This window comes from Virgibacillus sp. (assembly GCF_013393565.1).
Taxonomy (GTDB): domain Bacteria; phylum Bacillota; class Bacilli; order Bacillales; family Amphibacillaceae; genus Virgibacillus; species Virgibacillus dokdonensis.
Genome location: NZ_JABXHF010000073.1, coordinates 1 through 19,792, shown reverse-complemented (window position 1 = coordinate 19,792; position 19,792 = coordinate 1). Strand labels below are relative to the sequence as shown.

15 protein-coding genes and 5 pseudogenes are annotated in these 19,792 nt (G+C 35.8%); 6 read left to right on the top strand and 14 right to left on the bottom strand.

Annotated elements, in window-relative coordinates; genetic code table 11:
• The 7 genes and pseudogenes from HLX49_RS14075 to HLX49_RS14045 all read right to left on the bottom strand — a co-directional run.
• Nucleotides 1-457 (bottom strand): annotated as a pseudogene (locus HLX49_RS14075) (IS3 family transposase); the annotation flags it as partial.
• Between the two features lie 32 nt (nucleotides 458-489).
• The gene (locus HLX49_RS14070; RefSeq protein WP_296362666.1) at nucleotides 490-930 is read right to left on the bottom strand and encodes an SMI1/KNR4 family protein; all 441 of its coding nucleotides are present in this window, start codon (nucleotides 928-930) and stop codon (nucleotides 490-492) included.
• Nucleotides 930-1,203 (bottom strand): annotated as a pseudogene (locus HLX49_RS14065) (LXG family T7SS effector ribonuclease toxin YxiD); the annotation flags it as partial. The gene HLX49_RS14070 and the pseudogene HLX49_RS14065, both read right to left, overlap by 1 nt.
• A gap of 253 nt (nucleotides 1,204-1,456) precedes the next feature.
• A pseudogene (locus tag HLX49_RS14060) lies at nucleotides 1,457-1,881 on the bottom strand (DUF600 domain-containing protein).
• Nucleotides 1,882-2,062: 181 nt separating this feature from the next.
• Nucleotides 2,063-2,374 (bottom strand): hypothetical protein, encoded by a 312-nt coding sequence (locus HLX49_RS14055; protein ID WP_077706000.1) that lies wholly within the window; start codon nucleotides 2,372-2,374, stop codon nucleotides 2,063-2,065.
• A gap of 23 nt (nucleotides 2,375-2,397) precedes the next feature.
• Complete coding sequence (locus HLX49_RS14050; RefSeq protein ID WP_141130749.1) at nucleotides 2,398-2,625, bottom strand: hypothetical protein; 228 nt, start codon at nucleotides 2,623-2,625, stop codon at nucleotides 2,398-2,400.
• Nucleotides 2,622-3,317 (bottom strand): DUF4176 domain-containing protein, encoded by a 696-nt coding sequence (locus tag HLX49_RS14045; RefSeq protein WP_296362663.1) that lies wholly within the window; start codon nucleotides 3,315-3,317, stop codon nucleotides 2,622-2,624. The genes HLX49_RS14050 and HLX49_RS14045 overlap by 4 nt, the downstream gene beginning before the upstream one ends.
• A 769-nt stretch (nucleotides 3,318-4,086) precedes the next feature.
• Between HLX49_RS14045 and HLX49_RS14040 the strand changes: the two genes are divergently transcribed.
• Nucleotides 4,087-4,464 carry a helix-turn-helix domain-containing protein gene (locus HLX49_RS14040; protein ID WP_077706003.1) on the top strand — a complete coding sequence of 126 codons (378 nt, stop codon included), beginning with the start codon at nucleotides 4,087-4,089 and terminating at the stop codon, nucleotides 4,462-4,464.
• A gap of 479 nt (nucleotides 4,465-4,943) precedes the next feature.
• Here HLX49_RS14040 and panC read toward each other — a convergent pair whose 3' ends face one another.
• The 3 genes and pseudogenes from panC to HLX49_RS14025 form a co-directional block, all read right to left on the bottom strand.
• Nucleotides 4,944-5,795 carry a pantoate--beta-alanine ligase gene (panC, locus tag HLX49_RS14035; RefSeq protein WP_296362660.1) on the bottom strand — a complete coding sequence of 284 codons (852 nt, stop codon included), beginning with the start codon at nucleotides 5,793-5,795 and terminating at the stop codon, nucleotides 4,944-4,946.
• Between the two features lies 1 nt (nucleotide 5,796).
• Nucleotides 5,797-6,661, bottom strand: a pseudogene (gene panB, locus HLX49_RS14030) (3-methyl-2-oxobutanoate hydroxymethyltransferase).
• Between the two features lie 344 nt (nucleotides 6,662-7,005).
• Nucleotides 7,006-8,376 carry a sigma-54 interaction domain-containing protein gene (locus tag HLX49_RS14025; protein ID WP_077706006.1) on the bottom strand — a complete coding sequence of 457 codons (1,371 nt, stop codon included), beginning with the start codon at nucleotides 8,374-8,376 and terminating at the stop codon, nucleotides 7,006-7,008.
• Nucleotides 8,377-8,748: 372 nt separating this feature from the next.
• On the opposite strand from HLX49_RS14025, the gene HLX49_RS14020 reads away from it, so the two are divergent.
• The 3 genes from HLX49_RS14020 to HLX49_RS14010 are packed head-to-tail and all read left to right on the top strand — an operon-like array spanning nucleotide 8,749 to nucleotide 12,122.
• Nucleotides 8,749-9,729, top strand: a complete 981-nt coding sequence (locus tag HLX49_RS14020; RefSeq protein WP_296362655.1) for a proline racemase family protein — start codon at nucleotides 8,749-8,751, stop codon at nucleotides 9,727-9,729.
• Nucleotides 9,730-9,750: 21 nt separating this feature from the next.
• Nucleotides 9,751-11,106 carry a branched-chain amino acid transport system II carrier protein gene (gene brnQ / locus HLX49_RS14015; RefSeq protein ID WP_077706008.1) on the top strand — a complete coding sequence of 452 codons (1,356 nt, stop codon included), beginning with the start codon at nucleotides 9,751-9,753 and terminating at the stop codon, nucleotides 11,104-11,106.
• A 23-nt stretch (nucleotides 11,107-11,129) separates the two neighbouring features.
• Nucleotides 11,130-12,122 carry a proline dehydrogenase family protein gene (locus HLX49_RS14010; RefSeq protein WP_296362651.1) on the top strand — a complete coding sequence of 331 codons (993 nt, stop codon included), beginning with the start codon at nucleotides 11,130-11,132 and terminating at the stop codon, nucleotides 12,120-12,122.
• A 506-nt stretch (nucleotides 12,123-12,628) separates the two neighbouring features.
• On the opposite strand, the gene HLX49_RS14005 is transcribed toward HLX49_RS14010, so the two are convergent.
• From HLX49_RS14005 to HLX49_RS13990, 4 genes are all read right to left on the bottom strand, one after another.
• Nucleotides 12,629-13,873: an HAD-IIA family hydrolase gene (locus HLX49_RS14005; protein WP_296362649.1), complete on the bottom strand. Its 1,245-nt coding sequence runs from the start codon at nucleotides 13,871-13,873 to the stop codon at nucleotides 12,629-12,631.
• A 75-nt stretch (nucleotides 13,874-13,948) separates the two neighbouring features.
• On the bottom strand, nucleotides 13,949-14,713 hold the full coding sequence (locus tag HLX49_RS14000; protein WP_296362647.1) for a class I SAM-dependent methyltransferase: 765 nt from the start codon (nucleotides 14,711-14,713) through the stop codon (nucleotides 13,949-13,951).
• A gap of 24 nt (nucleotides 14,714-14,737) precedes the next feature.
• The gene (locus HLX49_RS13995; protein WP_296362645.1) at nucleotides 14,738-15,733 is read right to left on the bottom strand and encodes a thymidylate synthase; all 996 of its coding nucleotides are present in this window, start codon (nucleotides 15,731-15,733) and stop codon (nucleotides 14,738-14,740) included.
• Nucleotides 15,734-15,754: 21 nt separating this feature from the next.
• Nucleotides 15,755-16,201: a nucleoside 2-deoxyribosyltransferase gene (locus tag HLX49_RS13990; RefSeq protein WP_101932534.1), complete on the bottom strand. Its 447-nt coding sequence runs from the start codon at nucleotides 16,199-16,201 to the stop codon at nucleotides 15,755-15,757.
• 310 nt (nucleotides 16,202-16,511) lie between these two features.
• Here HLX49_RS13990 and HLX49_RS13985 point away from each other — a divergent pair, with 310 nt between their 5' ends.
• The gene (locus HLX49_RS13985) at nucleotides 16,512-18,227 is read left to right on the top strand and encodes a DUF2207 domain-containing protein (RefSeq protein WP_296362642.1); all 1,716 of its coding nucleotides are present in this window, start codon (nucleotides 16,512-16,514) and stop codon (nucleotides 18,225-18,227) included.
• Between the two features lie 641 nt (nucleotides 18,228-18,868).
• Nucleotides 18,869-19,792, top strand: a pseudogene (locus HLX49_RS13980) (IS3 family transposase); the annotation flags it as partial.

Sequence of the window (19,792 nt, the reverse complement as noted above, 5' to 3'; positions counted from 1 at the left end):
TCTCCCCAAATAATTTAAACTCTGTAATATCCGTTACCCATTTTTGATTTGGCTTTTCGGCATTAAAGTTCCGATCTAAAATATTTGGTGCGATATTGCCAACCTTTCCTTTGTAAGAGCGATATTTCTTCATTCGAACTAGGCTTTTTAAACCTAATTCTTTCATGATGCGTTGGACTTTTTTATGGTTTACCTTATGCCCCCGATTCCATAGCTCGTCCCGGATACGGCGGTACCCATAACGTCCTTGATGCTCATCGTAGATAGCTTGAATCAGCTTTTTCAACTCCGCATCTTTATCCGGAAGTCCGAATTTACTTACTATATAGTAGTACGTGCTACGTGGAATCTCTACCAGCTGCAGAAGTGCCTTCACAGGGAATTCATGCCTTAGTTCATAGACTACTTGCGCTTTGTCCTGTTTGGTAATTTCTCCTTGTTTTGAACTAAGGCATTTAGCCAATCAAGGTATGCTTTTTATTATGTTTTTTAATCAACTAGTAACTCCAAGTAATATTTATCATTTTCTTCTTTTTTTCTTAAAAATTCCTCAAGAGAAGTCGCAATTTGAATATCATAATAATAAACTGGACTGCTATTCTTTTCATTCAATTCAATTGACATTAAAGCTGATTCGCTACTTTCAAAAAATATTAGTTTGTTATTTTCAAATTCATTATAGATTTCTATGTCAGGATAAAACTCAAAATCATTATCTCCTAATCGAAAATCTCTTACGGAATAAGGATCCATAATACGATTTATATTAAACTCTGAACCTTTAATAAACCCGTAGCCAACCTCTATATAAAAATTAACAAACTCCTTAGGAAATTTTAAATTGAGTTCCTTCTCAACCTCTTTTATTTCATTTTCAGTTACTGGATAAAAACTATTTTCTTTATTTTCCTTCATAGATTCGTATCCCATTATTTTTTACTTCCTTTAAATAGTTTATTTGCTTGTGAACCTGCTCCATGTATACCAGCTTGATGCTCATTTGGGAACTTTGCAGGATGCATATTCCACCATTCATGTTCTCCGCCAAAAGTATTTTCAATCATATGATGAGCATCATACTTATCTCCTTGTTTCCTAATTATTTTACCGTTTTTTCTGAAATAACATTTTCATTAACACAGGCCACTTTTGCCCCGTGTTTTCTTCCCACTCTTTAATTACTTTATTTTTTACCTTATCAAATGCCTTAAACACATTACTAGTTATACCGCCCTCTATTTGCTTCAAATTCGCCCAGATATCATTACAATCCACACGCATCATCGTATTTCTTGAGATCGGTGAGATATACCTGGTAGTTGTTACGTAATAACCTTATTAAGCTCCGAAATTAAAGTCTAAAAAACCTTGACTGAGTAGTCAAAACTCAATCAAGGGTTATTAATCACTCATTAGTCATAAGTTCCGAAATGAACTTGGGCAATGTAACATTTAACTAATTGTTTTCCTTTTTAATTTGTTCAAACCAAAGTCTAGCAATAGAACTTGCAGTTTTATTAGAATCATTTGTGTGTACAAGTTCATATTTATAACGTGCGGTTAGTTCATTTGATTTCACATCATAAACAATCTTAATTTCTGCAGGCATTTCACGATCATATTTCTTACATAATTTAACTATTTCTTTAATATTTTCATTAATTATTTTTACAACTGCTTTTTGCCGTTCCACTGCTATATCATAAGAAAAATTGGTATCATCCTCTTCATTAACTAATGCATCATTGAGTTTATGTCTCTCTACAATTTTACCATTGATATTATAAAAAAAGTCACTTGAAACTAGACCTTCTTCATATGAACAATATATATATTTTTATTAGCTCTTTCAAAAACATACTCTAAACAAATTGAAACCATATCTTCCTGCAATTCACTAAAGTAATCCTCAAATACTTTACCCAATTCATTCACTCCTAGTTTATTATATTTACTTCCTCATATTTTCCACCTATTTCATATTCCACGATAAATTCTGATGGCCTTTTATTATTTTGGTCGTATTTGATTTCAACATTAACTTTTATTTGTAAGTCACGCTTCACGAACCTTCACCGCCAATGGCTGCTCCAAGCTCCTCGTCAACTTCTTTCATGCCTTTAAGTAGAGCTACACCTGCTTGATGAATTTCTTCCATCTGTTTGACCAAGTCTTGATTGACATCGTTATTCATGTTATCTAATAAACCATCCACTTTGGAGATAAAATCCGAATTAAAGGTTTTAAGCCTGTCCCTCGTATTAGAGCGAAAGTCTGTTGTATACCCCTCAAAATCATCAATCGCTACCCGTAACTCATCAATAATTTTTTGCAGTGCTATAAAGTCCACTTTAATTTGTTGTCCAGATACCACAAAACCTCTCCCATCATCCAAAACTAGCGGAAATGAATGGATTCGATTTCCGAAATTAATTGTTGAAGTTCATGCACCATCTCATTCACAATCGCTTCCATATGCTCCTCTACAGATGCATTTTCTAAATCCATATCAGCAAAGTTTTGTTTAATTTCCTTCCGTGCATCTTGCAAATTGTTAATAATCCCTGCATCCCATCCCGCGTACAACAAGCCACGGCAAAAATCGCGATCATATAATGCCATCACACATCACCTACTTTTTGTTTCAAATCCATCTCCTGCTCTAACTGAGCCATATCATGATTGGAAAACTCAATCGAGTTCATACCTTTTTCAACAATAAATTCTTTTTTCATTAAGAATACATACGCTTCTTCCATCTCATCCTGATACCCACGGTGAATGATTCTTTTTATCAGTGGTGCGGTAAAATTGATTTTCGCACCCGCTTTGATCTCACCAACTGGATACAATATTCCGACATAGGGAAAATAACTTTGGTAATTTTTTGGACTTACAAACCGCTCCGTAATTACTACTTTAGAAGGAGATGTCTTATTTTTATCCGGCTTAAAAAAAGTAGGATCGAGCTCCACAACCGTTCCAAGTGGCAGTACTTCCCTCATTATTTCTATTGCATTTGTTAAAAGTTGAAATAACCTATCATGATGCAAAGTAAACTGCTTATTTATAAACATAACTGTGCAGTAACCTTCTTCTTGCTTACATGAAATGATGCCATGGCTCCATGCTACATCAATGTTAGGCTCCCTTTTCTTAACAGCTAAAAATAAATCGTATAACACCTTCTCCTCGCGCAAACATAATTGAAAAAATTCACGAACGTTTTGTTTTAGGTCCAAATCCAAACCGGATTGCGATGTTTCCAATATCTGATTTATTTTCTTTAAAACAAGCGTGGTTAATTGTTTTTGCATCCGTTCCGTCATAACTATCAACATCTCCTTTCGTTATCGGTAGAAGAAATACCTTGCTCCCCGATGTTGGCTTATCGCAAAGTCTTATGAAACACTGTCCATGTTTACTATAAACACTAATTTTTTTACTTTTTTATAGTGTAAAAACTTAAACATAATTGCCTGTTTAAAACAGTATCTCAGTCTAGTAAAGTGTGCCCACATGGGCTCAGTTCCCCAGTCCAAATTGAATGGCCATCTTGTTCTGTTTTAATTTGCTTTATATACGTCATCTTTGTATGGAAAAAACTATCCTATAGTGTAAAAACTCACCTGCAAATGCTTTTATAATTAATGGTAACTACTGTCCAAGCGGTTACATGTTTATAAAAATGCATAATTCAGCTATTTTATGCTATATCATTATCATAATGCTAAAATTATCCATTCACAACAAGGCTTTTTTCCTAATTATTCATGAATAATTCCAACTATATGAGTATAAGTACAGTTCTTTTCACCTAGTATTTTTACCATATGTTTTATTTTTTACAACGTATTATTGTGATTAAAAACTATACTGTTGTTTTAATTGAAATAAAGCTCTTTTCATAAACGTTTGCACAACAGATTAAACTTACCTGAACATCTATTTGCTTCTTCATTAATCTTCTCAGCCAACAACTCTTCCTTGTAGCATATACACTTTACCAATTATTAGTTGAAAATATAAAAACAACCAATATTTAATTGTATAATTCTGTTAAAATACCTTTAAAGGGGGCTGGCAATGTACAGCTTTAGTGAACGTTTAACAGATGTACGAGTAGAAAACGGATACGGTCAAAAAGATATCGCTGAAAAACTAAATATAACTACAAGTGCGTACGGCTATTACGAACAAGGAAAAAATGAGCCTTCCATTGAAACAATTAGAACACTAGCAAAGCTGTTTGACGTATCTACCGATTATTTATTGGGGTTAATTGATCAACCTAAACATCCCGTGAATTTTACTATAGAAGATGACTTCTCATTAACTGAATTGGAATTGCAAATCGTAAAAGAAATGAAAGAAGAAGAATTCCTAAAACAATTGAGCGATAATCCTACTGAAAACGTGGAAAAACTAGTGAAATTTTGGCGATTTATTAATGAGGAGTTGTAAACAATAAAGAGATACATAGCTTGAATACCAGCGATAAGTTTATGAAGGTCTTTCCTACTAATCCACATAATCATGTTGGTGCGAACCTGAAGTGCACATAGAAACCTCGGGGGATCGCACCTATTTTTGATTGTTTTTGTTAATAAATGGAATGAAAGAAGCCATGTTTTAGGATTTTCCTTCTAAAAATAAAGGATTTAGAGTGTTTTTTGGGGAATTATAGGTGGAAATCGCGTCGCACCTTGGATAGGTGCGTGAATTGAAATAGGTGGGTATACAACTATAAGTTAAGCGCTACAATCACAGATTGGTCTGTATCAAGCTAGAGATTCGGTGACAATGGAGGGTACCGTCACCGAAAACATTTAGCCTTTCCGTATTTCCGAGTAAACATAATATTAGTAACTCTTAACTGAAATTCATTTGCAAGGATCATTACGATGATGAAATATTCAAATTTTCTGTTTGAAATTATAAACCTAACAGTCAACTATAATATTATCAATTAGTCTTGCCGTTAAAAATCGCACTGCAACCGCAATAACCACCTTTCCATTTACTTCAGAGATATCTTCTAAATAAGGAAAAGTCAGCATTTCCACATAATCAACTTCTACATTTTCACCTAACTGCTGATCTAAATAATGACGAACTGTTTTGATAATAACGTTTGCGTCTGTCTCTCCTTCGATAATTAGCTTTTTCCCTAATAGCAAACTATTAAATAAAGCAGGCGCTTTTTCTTTCTCCTCTCTTGTCAGCTTGACATTCCTTGAGCTTATTGCTAGTCCAGAAGGTTCACGCACTGTATCCACTGGAACAATTTCTACAGGGAAATCGAATTCCTCGACCAAAGCAGTTACAATTGCGAACTGCTGCACATCCTTTAATCCAAAATAAGCGCGGTTAGGCATCGTAAGATGAAACAGTTTTGTTAGTACAGTAACCACGCCATCAAAATGTCCTGGACGTGTTGCACCACACAACTTATCTGTCTTTTCTGTCACCATCAATTTTATAGACTTCTTATGCTTGTACATGTCATCAACACTAGGCATAAATAATATATCAACACCAGCTTCTTCAGCTAGTTTCTTATCCCGCTTTTCATCTCGAGGATATGTAGTATAGTCCTCGCCTTGTCCAAATTGCAGCGGATTAACAAAAATACTCATAATAACGTAATCATTATTTCGTTTTGCTTCTTCCACTAATGCTAAATGCCCCTCATGCAAAAACCCCATAGTCGGAACAAAACCAATGGAATGATCAGCTGCTTTTACTTGTTTTGCCCACAAATACATTTCTTCTTTTAATGCGATGGTTCTCACGTTATTCCCCTTTCTCTAAGGAAGTTAATTCTTCCTGTTCCATGCTAAATGTATGCTTACTTCCTTTAGGAAAGTGACCTGCCTTTACCTCCCGTATATAATCGTTTAATCCATGCAATACTTCACGATTTACATCTGCAAAACTTTTAACAAATTTCGGTACACGCTCGACGCCAAATGTTACCACATCATGAAAAACAAGCACTTGTCCATCTGTTTTCGAACCAGCTCCGATTCCAATTACAGGAATACGTAATTGATATGCAATTTTTTGCGCAAGCTGGTGCGGAATGCACTCTAATACAAGAGCAAATGCTCCTGCTACTTCACATTGCTTCGCATCTTTCATTAATTCTGTCGCTTGTTCAGCAGTCTTTGCTTGCACTTTGTATCCCCCTAGTACTCCGGCAGACTGCGGTGTTAATCCAAGATGCGCCATCACCGGGACCCCCGCATTCGATAACGCTTGAATGATGTCTATTACTTCTCCCCCTCCCTCTAATTTGACTGCATGAGCACCACCTTCTTGCATCATTTTCCCAGCTGTTCGAAGCGCTTCCTCTTTGCTAATATGATAAGACATAAAAGGCAAGTCCGTTACAATAAACGTGTCTTGCGCACCCCGCTTGACCGCTTTTGTATGATGAATCATATCACTTATCATTTGTATGATGAATCATATCACTTATCGTAACAGGTATAGTCGAATCATAACCAAGCACAACCATTCCTAATGAATCACAAACCAAAATCATATCGATACCTGCTTTTTCTGCTAGCTTTTCTTGTGAGTAATCATCAGCAGTTACCATTGCTATTTTTTCTCCTACGTGTTTCATTTTCGAAAATTCAATGGTATACTTCATTTTCATCTCCCCTGCCGTTTGGTTGGAAAACTTGTTTTTACCTAAATTTATAAGGATACTGCAGCCTTTCATTTACTATAATCTAAAGATTCTATACTTTTCAGCAGATAAAAAATAATAACTTGCTTATCGAGCAAGTTAAACACGCAAACTTCAAATCGCTCACTTTAAAACAAAACGTTAAATTCTTTAGCGTATACAGCGTTTTCAGATTTGAACGTTCAATGATGATGCAGTATGCTTATACAACCTAGTCTTTATTTTCACTTACTTTCATTGTAACTTCAATGGCTTTCCTACCTTTCCATAACAATATACGGTATCAAAAGGTACCATAGCAGCCCTTAACATGTATTAATTTTAAATTGCTGTATCTTTTTATATAAAGTCACACGTGAGATACCTAGTTTTTTAGCAGCAACTGATTTATTGCCATTATATTTTTCTAGCAACTGTATAATTCTTTCTTTTTCGAGTTCTTCCTTTTCCTGCAATAAAGACATATCAGTTATTTTATTCTGTTCCACTTTTTTTCTCTGCAAGTTAAAGTGTTGCGTCAGCTCTTCCCAGTTGATATATCCATTTTCAGCCAATATCGTAATTCTCTCCATAAGATTACGAAGTTCTCGTATATTTCCTGGCCATTTGTAAGCAACAAGTTGCGTTATAACTTCTTCTTTTAATAAAGGGACAGGCATTTGGTATTGGGATGCAAATTGTTTCAAAAAATAGTTAGCAAGCTCTGGAATATCCTCCGTTCTCTCTCTCAACGATGGCATTTTCACTTGAATAACATCGAGTCGATAATATAGATCCGAACGGAACTTATTTTCATTCATAAGTTTCTCAAGATCTTGATTCGTTGCTGCAATGAACCGCACATTTAACCCTTTTCCCTTTGAATCTCCAATTCTAAAAACCCGGTTTTCTTGCAATACTCGAAGAAGCTTCACTTGCATTTTTTTAGGAAGCTCACCAATTTCATCCAGAAATAAAGTACCTCCATCAGCCATTTCTATTTTTCCTTTTCTCCCTTGTTTTTCCGCCCCTGTGAATGTCCCTCTTTCATATCCAAATAACTCACTTTCAAACAGCGCTTCTGGAATAGCACCACAATTTACAGGTATAAAAGGTCCATCCCTTCGAGCACTTGCATCGTGAATAGCTTGCGCACATATTTCTTTTCCTGTTCCACTTTCCCCAAGGATAAGCGTTGTGGCATCTGTACTAGCGACTTTTCTAGCAATACGTATGGTTTTTTGTAAAGCTGGACTTCTCCCTTTCATTTTTGAAAAAGGGGTTTCTTCTTTATTCATATATATTTTTCTCTTAAGTTCGTTTAACTCTGTAGAAGTTGATAACAAATTTTCATTTAATCTTACAATGTTAGAAACATCACGATCAATGGACACTACACCAATCAATTCGTTGTTATCGTTGTAAATCGGAGCGGAATTTATTACAACATGCTTATCCTCTCTAGGACGATGATACGCATTTTTAACAGGTTGTTTCGTTTTTAAAACATATAAAAGCAATAAATCTTCGTCTTGAAAAAAATCTGTTATTGGCTTGCCAATGATTTCATCTTGGTGAATCGTATACGTTTGAACTGCAGCATCATTCCAAAATAAAACTTTACAATCAGGTGCAATAACTACTATAGCATCATCTTCTGTTGCAAGAATTGTATTTAATATGTAATTCTTATTCATTTCACCCCACCCCCTTTATCAGATAACTGTAAACAATTGTATACTTTTCTTACATTTTTGTAAATAAAGTATACATAAAACAAAATACAACACCTTATCAAAATGTATATCAAATAGTTAGACTTTTATTTATCCCCACTATTTTTCAAGTCACTAGCGTATTATCTAAAAACTTCTTACAAAATCCTCTCTGACTTTGTCTTGTTCAGCACACATCTCCCAATTATGGAAGCAGTTTAATACTCAGGTTTTCAAGATGATGAAATCATGCCGTTTAAAGCTGAGTTTAGACTAGTGGGATCCAAAGCAATTGGCATATTTTTTGCTATATGAATTTTGAAAGCTTTATATCATTAGAAAGGAAGATGACTATTGATTAATATCTCAAGCCTATTACAAGCAGTCGATACACATACAGTGGGTGAGCCAACTAGAATTATTTTAAAAGGGATACCTAAATTAGAAACAAATACGATGTGGGATAAGAAACAAGAGCTAGAAGAGAAATTTGACCATTTAAGAGCAGTTTTAATGAATGAGCCAAGAGGGCACTCAAATATGTTCGGAGCATTTATTACCGAACCCTGTAATAAGAATTGTGATCTCGGCGTTGTTTTCGCTAATACGAAAGGCTACTTGAATATGTGTGGTCACGGTACTATCGCTGTAGTTACTGCGGGAATTTCACTTGGTATGATTGAAAAAAAAGAAAAGGTTCTTCTTGATACACCTGCTGGTATTATTTCAAGCCATGTAACATTTGAAAACGAAAAAGTAAAACGAGTCTCATTCCATAACGCCCCTGCTTTTGTGTACAGACGAAACCTTACTGTGAAAATAGAGGAAAATCTAGAATTGACGTTGGATATTTCCTACGGTGGTAATTTTTTTGCCATATTAGATGCTACTCAACTTTCTTTAAGCATATCGCTTAATAATGCGGAAAAATTTATTGATTTAGGGATGAAAATAAAGGATGCGGTTAATAAACAGATAACTATTTCACACCCAGATTATCCGCATATAAATACAGTAGATTTAGTAGAATTCAGTGAACAAGTTGAGGACAATTATTATCGTAATGTCGTTGTATTCGGAAATGGTCAAATCGACCGTTCACCTTGTGGAACTGGCACCTCGGCAAAACTTGCTTTACTTAATTTCCCAGTTGGTGAGCAAATGAAACATGAAAGTATAATTGGTACTTCCTTTACTGCGAGTGTTGTAAAACAAACAAAAGTCGGTCATTTTAATGCTATTATTCCACAGGTATCTGGTTCTGCATGGATAACAGGATTCCATCAATTTGTAATTGACCAAGATGACCCCTTTAAGCACGGATTTTCGGTATAGTTATAGAAAAAGGAGTTTAATATGAACACAAAATTGACAGCGCTTCAATTATTAGCAGTTAGCTTCATGCTGTTCGCAATGTTTCTTGGTGCGGGAAATATTATTTTTTCCCCTATAGTTGGGCAACAAGCTGGCAGTAATGCATGGGTTCCCATGTTTGGATTTTTAATAACAGGAGTAGGACTTGTTCTCTTAGCGATTATTGCGCTAGCAATGGCTGGTGGGAGAGTGGAAACTCTAGCTGAACGAGTCCACCCGAGGTTCAGCTTCTACTTTTGTATTTTATTATTTTTAACCTTGGGACCATTTTATGTTATACCGCGTACCACATCCGTAGTATACGAGATTTCTATACGTCCTAATTTATCAATGATTAATATGGAAGCAAACGTTATTTTATTTGTTTTTTCGTTTCTATTTATAACAATAACAGCTATTCTCTCTCTTAACCCTAATAAGTTTGTTGACCGACTAGGAAAAGTCATTACTCCTATATTCTCCATTCTACTTCTTATTATTGTAATAAAATCGATTATTACACCAATGGGAGTAATACAACAACCACAACCGGCCTATATAGAGGGTGCATTTCTTAAAGGATTTACAGAAGGTTACCTTACAATGGACGTTCTAGCAGCGTTTGTTTTTGGAGGCGTTTTCATGAAAACGCTAAAGGGTTTAGGTGTAGTAAATCCAAAACAAACTGCGAGTATCTTTATTAAGTCTGGTTTCATTACTGTTGTCGGCTTATCCCTTTTACATATTTCACTTGCATGGCTTGGAGCGACAAGTATTGAAGCAATTGGAATCTTAGATAATGGTGGAGTCGTTCTTGCTGAAGCTTCCCGATACTTACTTGGTAACACTGGTCTATTGATGATTGGGACAATTGTTATTCTGACTGGGTTAACGACAAATATCGCATGCTTATCGGCCGCTGCTGAATTTTTTGAACGCGTATGCCCAAAGATCAGTTATAAGAATTGGATATGCATGCACGCTTGCTTGGGTTTAATAGTTACAAATTTTGGGTTAAATCAAATCTTAAACATGGCAACGCCTGTACTATTCTTTCTATACCCAATGGCCATTACACTCATTGTATTAGCGCTAATGAATAACTGGTTTAAAGGATATCAACCTGTATATATTGGTTCAATGATAGGCGCAGGTAGCATTGCTATCATGGATGCTATCAAACAAACGGGACTTGTCACGGAAAATATTTTAAATGATTTTTTTTCATTCCTTCCTTTATTTTCAAACGGAGGAGGCTGGATACTACCAGCATTTATTGGAGGAGTGGTTGGTTTTCTATTTTCTATATATAGCCGAACAGACAAACGTAAATATAATCTCAAGGGAAAAGCTATCTAATTTTATTGTAAAGGGGTTTAAACATGATGCGAAATTTTTTCATCCATATCTCTAATAATGAATTCTTAAATAATCAAGCGAAAAAGTGGGGCTTTTTCCTTGGAGCAGATAAATTCATAGCGGGAACTACTATACAAAATGTTTCAAAAGCGGTTAAACAACTGAATGCAACTGGAATAAGTTGTACACTAGATAATTTAGGGGAATTTGTATTGGATAAGACAGAAGCTAGCAAAGCAAAGGATAAAATCTTATCATTGCTGGAAGCCATTGAACACGAAAACATGGATTGCCATTTATCCGTTAAATTAACACAACTTGGGTTAGATATTGACCAAGACTACTGTATTTTAAATATGACAGAAATTCTTGATCTCGCAAAAAAATATAACATTTTTGTCAATATTGATATGGAAGATTACGCCCATTATGAGCAGACATTAACGATTCTGCTACGTAAAAATTATACAAATGTAGGTACGGTTATCCAAGCTTATTTATATCGGTCAGAAGATGATTTAATGGACCTTAAAGATGTACGTATACGTTTGGTAAAAGGCGCTTACAAGGAGGATGCAAAAGTAGCTTTTCAAAACCAACAAGAAATAGACGATAACTTTTTGCGACTTTGCAAAAAAAGACTTTTAGATGGGGCGTTTACCTCATTCGCTACACATGATCATCACATTATTGATGAATTAAAAAATTTTGTTAAAGAGAATAATTTGGATCAAGAATGTTTTGAGTTTCAAATGCTTTATGGATTTCGAAACGATTTACAGTCTAAACTCGCTAAAGAAGGCTATCATTTTTGTACTTACATTCCATTTGGTGATGACTGGTTTGGGTATTTTATGCGCCGCCTAGCAGAACGTCCGCAAAACTTGAATTTGGTTATAAAAGATGCCTTTTACACAGATAATAACCGATTAAAAAGAAGACCTGTGATTACAAGTCTTTTCATTGTATCCTTTGCGACGATTTGCTGTATAAAGGCAAGAAGGAGAAAATCATAAACTTATTTAAGAACAAAGGCGCAAGCGCCCGTTTAGCAACGTAGCGAGTGGAACGAATCAACTAAAGTTTTAGGAATCACGGTGAGGAACGAACCGGTGATGACTTATCGTAGGGCGATTTCGTGAAGTCGCCTAGTCGCTGGGCGCTGGAGCCGGACGAGGCCCATTCGGTTATTTGGTTACGCCATAGCATCAAATTTTATACTTTCTTATCTTTTAAAGTAAAACGTCATTCAGCAGGAGGTTAATCCTATCTCCCACTGAATGACGTCATCATTTTGCCCCTACTGCCATTTTCGTATATTACTCTTCTATAAAGTAGATTTTCTAGCTTAGCATGCAATCAGTAAGCATTGTACAACGAATATTATTACTTCATTCCGCAAAACAGACGAAGCATCTCTCCTAAAAAGGGGCACTTCGTCTGTTGATTCTTTCCATATAACGACATTCTATTTCTCTTTTGGAAAAGCTGGTTTAGAAAACGCGCTTTTGATGGGCTAAAACTACCGAATATAAGAAACATTTCGCTTTACGATCGCATCTTTGAGCCACTTTGGATGCATACGAAGGAGGTCATCTGGTAGCTGGTTTATATCAAAGTAACGCACATCTAACGTTTCATCATTTTTCCCAACGACATTTCCCCCAATTACTTCACATGCAAAACAATTGGTTACGAAATGACTTACGTTTCCATTCGGATAAGAAAAAACTTGCGACTCTGGATCAGAATAAACGCCTATCAATCGGTTTACTTTAACATCTAAGCCAGTCTCTTCACGAATCTCTCTAATAATCGCTTCCTCCACTGTTTCTCCCGGCTCAACATGTCCAGATGGTATCCCCCATAATCCATTATCTGCTCGTTTCATTAATAACACACGCTGATCACGATCAAATATGATCCCTGCTACGCCAGCTTTAATTGCTTCAGGCCATGCAAAATCTGGCTGCGTCCAGTTTTTCATGACGATGCTTTGATCAAAAAGCGCTTTTAAATTCGATACCGTAACATCTGAATTACGAAAATCTCTTGCTGATGGAAATGCCTTCACTTGCTTATCGGATACTAAAACAGCTGGTATTCCGGCTTGATGTGCACCCAATATATCTGTAGATGGATTATCACCAATCATCACCGCTTTTGTAGTAGCATCCACATTCTCAAGCGCTTTTTCAAACATATACGGGTAAGGTTTTCCGATAATAAATGGTCTTTGATCTGTTGATGCATGAAGCGCTTCTATAATTGCCCCAACGGCTGGCAAAGGCCCATTTGGCGTAGGGAATGTTTTATCTGGGTTCGTTGCAACAAATTTTGCTCCTTGATGAATACATGCTGCAGCATGTTGAAGATCATAAAAAGAGAGGTCATTGCTCCATCCGACAACGACAGCCTCTACTTCTGTTTCTACTTCTGTATCCATTCCAACCTGCTTGCATTCCCATTTTAAATGTTCATCGCCTAAAATAAATGCAGTATGAATGCTTTCCCTTTGTAAATATTGTGCCGTTAACCAAGAGGAGGTAATCACTTCCTCTTTGCTTACTTCTATCCCAAGACGCGATAATTTCTTCACCGTTTTTTCTCTTGTTGTACATGGGTCATTCGTTAAAAACCGAATATCTTTATTCGCTCGCCGAAGTCGTTGAAGTGATTCCACTGCCCCGTAAAGAGGTTCATCCCCGATAAAAACAACCCCATCCAAATCAAATAAAAATCTATCAAACTCATCAACTATCGCCATTATTTCCTCTCCTTAGAATCGGTAATAGAACTTAGTTATTACCCATTCTAATAGAAAAACGATATAATTTCACTACTATTTCTCTGGTTTCATCGATTTATATATGGCAAACGGAGGAAATTCCCATTCCTGTTTCCAATGATGAAAAGGATGCTTTTCTTGGATCGATTTTAATTCTGCTTCAGGAATATCTTTTAACGTTGGCTCTATAAGTTCTAATCCTTGGAAACCAGCTTCTGTTAAAAGCTCCTCATAGACAGACTTCGGCCAATGAAAATCACGCAATATTAAGTCCTCTTGCTGGTCTAAATGTAACCATTCTTGCCGCGCTTCACCGCACCTATATGTTTTTCCCTTCCTTCCATTTTGAAACGTAGAAAACTCAATCCCCGTAGAATCCGGGTTCGTATCTAAGATAATAAAAGAAGCTTGAGGAGTTAAAACGCGATAAATCTCCTTCATAATTGTTAAAATTTGTTCTTTTTTCTCCGTATTAATAAATACATAACATGCCATAGCTGCATCTACTGAATTATCTTGCAGAAAAGAAAGATTATCATTATTTATTAAATGATATTTTATATTTGGATGGCTCCGTTTTTCCGATGCGATGTTAATCATCTCTTTGGACTCATCTACAGCGTAAACATTTACTCCCGTTTTTTCCGCTAATCGATACGATACCTTTCCTGGACCGCAACCATAATCAAGTACACTTGCTATCTTGGGGTTTGACCGTAGTGTTTCAAAAACAAATCGAAAACCTAATATTTGTTCAAGTATGTCATTATAAGCTTCAAACTTATTCGCGATATCACTTTTTTTAAATGACGTTTTCATACGATACCTCGCTATCATTCTAATTTACTTGCTTTGTAGAATGGGCCATTTGTTAACTACTAAATGCTGATATACTGGCCACAACTGATGATAAAGGGAATCATCCATTGGTCTTTGATAAGCTATATATTGATACAAACTAAAAAGTAACACAACTTGCTTCCAATATTCTGGTAAATCAAGCTGTTCAATTTCACTGCCAGTCATGCTTATATGGTCATTTCTTAATAAGGCTTCATATTTTAACACCATTTCTATGGCAGGCCAGTTATTACCGCTTGGCATACGAGGAAATTCAAACATTGTCTTTTTATGCTTGGATACAGAACTTGCTTCATGAAGCACTCTCTCCGTCCAATGATCATCTGGCTGATAAATATGGATAGATCCGACATGGTGAAAGAATTCTCCTATTTCTAAATCAAGTTCTCTTGCCATTAATTCTTGCATCCATGTAAAGGAAAAAATATCACTAACCATGCCGCGAAATGCATCATTTGCGCGCATAAACGAGGCCATATACAATTTGCCCTCTCTTACAAAAAACTGCAATCCTAAAGTACAAGAGATGTCCATATTATTGGCTATTACTAGTTCTGTTGCATCAAATATCTGAATAAACGCTCGTTTGGAATCAGGATCGTTATACATTAATAAATCTTTAATTTGGTTCCATTGATTTATTTTCGCATTGCCAAACTCAAAAATTTTTAGACCATATGCTGTGCCTGTCAATGTTTTTCCATTCATGGAATACGCACGCATTTTCTTATTATAATAACCGATAAACGCCAGGCTATTGTCACCTGATGCGTACCATAAAGCTTCAGCAAAATTAAATACTATATTTGTTTTTCTGCTAGGCAAATAGCAGATTCTTTCTATCGGATTTTCAATAGTCAAGTGATAACTTAGTTTCTCACGGCTTTTATTTCCACGCGGCGCATTATAAAACTGTGGCTCGTTATATACCATGTTAAGCGTTTCAATATACGCCTCATGGAAGTTGTTAAATCGCATGTATTTCATCCTCCAGTTAAATTATAAGTTCATTTCTTCTAGTTTGGTTAAATAGTCTGCTTCTTCTTGATAATACATATAAGTAACAGGAGCCATAGATTCTAAACCTTGAATTAAAAACGCATAGTCTTTTCCTTCTTCTAATAACAAAATAATTGGTTTTTGTAATGCGGATGCCCAGCCAATTTCAATATGGGTACCTGGAGAAGGTGGAGATCCTGGAAAGGCGACAAATAGATCACAAGCGCTTATTTCTGCAAAATCGATTGCTGTACATTCATGAGGCGTCATAAAATCTTTTCCCCACCCCTCACGCTTGTGCGCATTATGAACAGCAAAGCCTTTATCTTCAAAATAAGAGATGAGCTTCATTAGCTTTTGCTTTTCATAATGATCCATTACTCCCGTTTTTCGGTTTACAAGACTTTTAAATGGACCTGCAAGAAATAGTTTTTTGCGTTGACTCATTTACTCACTCCTTAAAAATAAATAAGTACCCTTGGATACATGTATTGAGGTATACTATTATCCTTTCTTTATGAAGTCCGTACTGCTTTTCCTAAGTAAGTTTATACTAATTTATTTTTAAATTATTGAAATAATGATACTTCCTACTACTTAAGTAAAAAACAGTCTATACATGGTTATGTTGTTTTTTTGTTTCATAGAACACCCTTTTACAAAAACTATGTAGCGAGTTCGCTTTCCCATGTTATCTTCACTCGCTTGAAACTTTTTACAGCAATGAATCGTACTAAAAACATAAGGAGGAAAAACGATGCTAAAAAAACTCGGCCTAGTATTTGGTATTATCCTATTCTTATGTTTGATCCCCAGCACCGTTTTTGCTGTTGATTTTTCCATTAATCAAAGCAGAGTGGATGCCTATTTACAGAAAGATGGGGACGTTCATGTCAACGAGCAGCATACGTACCAGTTTGACGGCGAATTTAATGGCATGACTCGCACCCTAATTCCTTCAAAGGATGCATCTATTCATAACGTAACTGCAACAGAAGCTGAAAAAGATTTAAAGGTAAAGCAAGAAGAGAATGTTTATAAGATTTATCGAAGCGGCAAGGACGAAACCGTTACGATTCAATTGTCCTATACCATTAAAAATAGCCTTCAAGCTTATTCTGATCTGGTTGTATTTTCTTGGTCTTTTTTTGATAGTGAAAATGAAACGGATTATGAGCATTTCGATGCATTTATCCACCCACCGGAAAAAACAGAAAATAGCGTTGCCTACGGTGAAGATGAAGCTTTTAAAACAGAGAAACAAAAAGAGGATGGTACGATTCATTTTGCCATGGGGTATGTGGATTCTTATGAAAATGGAGCTATTACTGTTAGTTATGATCGGTCTCTTTTTCCGGGTGTTTCTATTATGGAAGAGAAACTCATACGCGAAGAAATGCTTGCAACGAAGCAAGCATTGCTCGATAAAGAACAAGCATTTTTAAACAGAAAATCAACGTTAAAAGAAATATCACCTTATGTGATAAGTATTTTTAGCCTACTTAGCTTGTTCCTACTATTTGTTGCCTGGAGGAAAAAGCAAGTACAAGAATTAGAATTGGCGCGTTTGTCAGAATCCGTACACTTTTTACCTAAACAAGAAATGAGTTTACCAGCAACGGTCGCTTATATGAAGCATGGCAAAGTAGGTTCTACAGTAATGACTGCTGCTTTACTTGATTTAGAACGAAAAGGATTCATTCAACGGGATAACGATGATTTGCATAAGTTTACTGTGATCCATGAACAAACAGACCATCAACATGAGAAAATACTTATTGACTTGTTATTTTATACGGTTGGAAATAATGGGGTATTTTGCACGAACGATTTAAAAGAATTTATGGAAAATAAAGCAAATCAAGACATGTATCAAAAAGAACTTTACCGCTATAATTATACTGTCACGAAGGAAATCAAAGAGCATCATCTCGTTGATAAAAAAACGGGTACTCGTATAATGGCAGGCGTATTAAGCTTTCTTATCAACCCATTCAGTATCGTCTTTGCCATGCACGAACTATACGCTAGTATGACGATCACGAGCTTCTTATTTGTTTTTCTTGCTTTATTTGCTATCCTTTATCGACCACGAACCTTAAAGGGAGCACGAATTTATAAACAGTGGAAGGAATTTGAAGAAAAAACCTTACAGCCTGAAAGTACTTCTTTAGAGAATCTTACTGACGATGAACAAAAACGCGGTTTGATTTATGGGATAGGAGTTAACCATACTCCACTCCATACAAAGTGGACGACTTCCAACAAGCAGCTATTGCATCATTCCACATCAGCTGAGGCAAGTTCGGATGATCATACGGATGTCATGATGCTTGTACTCGCTACAGCTGCTATTAACACACAATTTCACGACGCACAGACAGCAGTAACTGCAGACACAACAAGTGCCTCCATCGGTGCAGGAAGCGGTGCTGGAGCTGGCGGAAGTGGCGGAGGATCAGGCGCATTTTAACCACTTTCTAGATTAGAAGAACTTGGCTTATCATTACGCTTTATGGTGATGAAACGTTCGTTGCTTATACGGTAGTCCTTAAAAATTCTATACTCTCCTATAGAGCCGTAATAACAAGGTGACGAGAGCACTCCATGCTTTCGTCATTTGTTATTTAGGTAGAAACCAATTTGCTGTAAGCATCTGTTTAGCAAGATGTTGTGCGAATTTGAACTAGACAATTCTGAAAGACCTTATCTTATAAATTTTAACATTCAATATTTGTTCTATTAAATTGTAATGACTCATATCCATTTATAATTCATTATTAATTTAATATTCTGTATATTGATATTATAATTTATTTGAATAAAAGAAGGTGTGCAAAAATTTAGTAGTTTTAAAGTACCAAAATAGTTGTAAAGAATATATATTTAAAGGAGGATAACTATCCGAAAGAAGATTCTGTTAATGAATCTAAAAGATTCCAGCAGAAAAAGTAGTTGAATTAGAAGGGTATGCTTACTTTTGGATTGCTAGAATTTCAAGCATTAGACCAAGATTTATAAATGCCTATATTATTTTCAATCAAAACCACCAGTGTATATGAACTGCACCCCAATTTTTAGACACAACTCTAATAAATGGAGGTGCAGTTTTTTATGGCTAAATTCACCAATGTTGAAAAAATACAAGCAGTCATTCGCTATCAAAGTGGTGCAGAAGGCGTAAAGTCAATGGCTAAATCCATAGGAGTTGACCATTCAGTCCTCTTAAATTGGATTAAACAATATGAATATCACGGAGAAAAAGCTTTTGAAAAATGCTATACATCTTACACATTGCAGTATAAACTAGATGTACTTAATTATATGAACGAACAAGGGACATCTATCCGGGAAACAGCAGCGATCTTTAATATTTCTACACATTCCACGCTTTTACAATGGAAAAAGCAATTGGAAGCAGAAGGAATAGATGCCCTAGAACCAAAGAAAAAGGGGCGTCCATCCATGAAAAAAAGTTCTGATCATACATCTAAAAAGCAAAAGCCGGATGAAGGGACTCCGGAAGCATTACAAGCAGAAATAGATCGTTTACGCATGGAGAATGCCTATTTAAAAAAGTTGAATGCCTTAGTTCAAAACAAGGAGAAATTACCAAACAGGACAAAGCGCAAGTAGTCTATGAACTAAGGCATGAATTCCCTGTGAAGGCACTTCTGCAGCTGGCAGAGATTCCACGTAGCACGTACTACTATATAGTAAGTAAATTCGGACTTCCGGATAAAGATGTGGAGTTGAAAAAGCTGATTCAAGCTATCTACGATGAGCATCAAGGACGTTATGGATACCGCCGTATCCGGGACGAGCTATGGAATCGAGGGCATAAGGTAAACCATAAAAAAGTCCAACGCATCATGAAAGAATTAGGTTTAAAAAGCCTAGTTCGAATGAAAAAATATCGCTCTTACAAAGGAAAGGTTGGCAATATCGCACCAAATATTTTAGATCGGAACTTTAATGCCGAAAAGCCAAATCAAAAATGGGTAACGGATATTACAGAGTTTAAATTATTTGGGGAGA

Excerpts from the sequence above, each read along its gene's own strand:
- HLX49_RS14070 (WP_296362666.1), bottom strand. The coding sequence starts at position 930 with ATGGGATACGAATCTATGAAGGAAAATAAAGAAAATAGTTTTTATCCA.
- HLX49_RS14045 (WP_296362663.1), bottom strand. The coding sequence starts at position 3,317 with ATGCAAAAACAATTAACCACGCTTGTTTTAAAGAAAATAAATCAGATA.
- HLX49_RS14040 (WP_077706003.1), top strand. The coding sequence starts at position 4,087 with ATGTACAGCTTTAGTGAACGTTTAACAGATGTACGAGTAGAAAACGGA.
- HLX49_RS14025 (WP_077706006.1), bottom strand. The coding sequence starts at position 8,376 with ATGAATAAGAATTACATATTAAATACAATTCTTGCAACAGAAGATGAT.
- brnQ (WP_077706008.1), top strand. The coding sequence starts at position 9,751 with ATGAACACAAAATTGACAGCGCTTCAATTATTAGCAGTTAGCTTCATG.
- HLX49_RS14010 (WP_296362651.1), top strand. The coding sequence starts at position 11,130 with ATGATGCGAAATTTTTTCATCCATATCTCTAATAATGAATTCTTAAAT.
- HLX49_RS14005 (WP_296362649.1), bottom strand. The coding sequence starts at position 13,873 with ATGGCGATAGTTGATGAGTTTGATAGATTTTTATTTGATTTGGATGGG.
- HLX49_RS14000 (WP_296362647.1), bottom strand. The coding sequence starts at position 14,713 with ATGAAAACGTCATTTAAAAAAAGTGATATCGCGAATAAGTTTGAAGCT.
- HLX49_RS13995 (WP_296362645.1), bottom strand. The coding sequence starts at position 15,733 with ATGCGATTTAACAACTTCCATGAGGCGTATATTGAAACGCTTAACATG.
- HLX49_RS13990 (WP_101932534.1), bottom strand. The coding sequence starts at position 16,201 with ATGAGTCAACGCAAAAAACTATTTCTTGCAGGTCCATTTAAAAGTCTT.
- HLX49_RS13985 (WP_296362642.1), top strand. The coding sequence starts at position 16,512 with ATGCTAAAAAAACTCGGCCTAGTATTTGGTATTATCCTATTCTTATGT.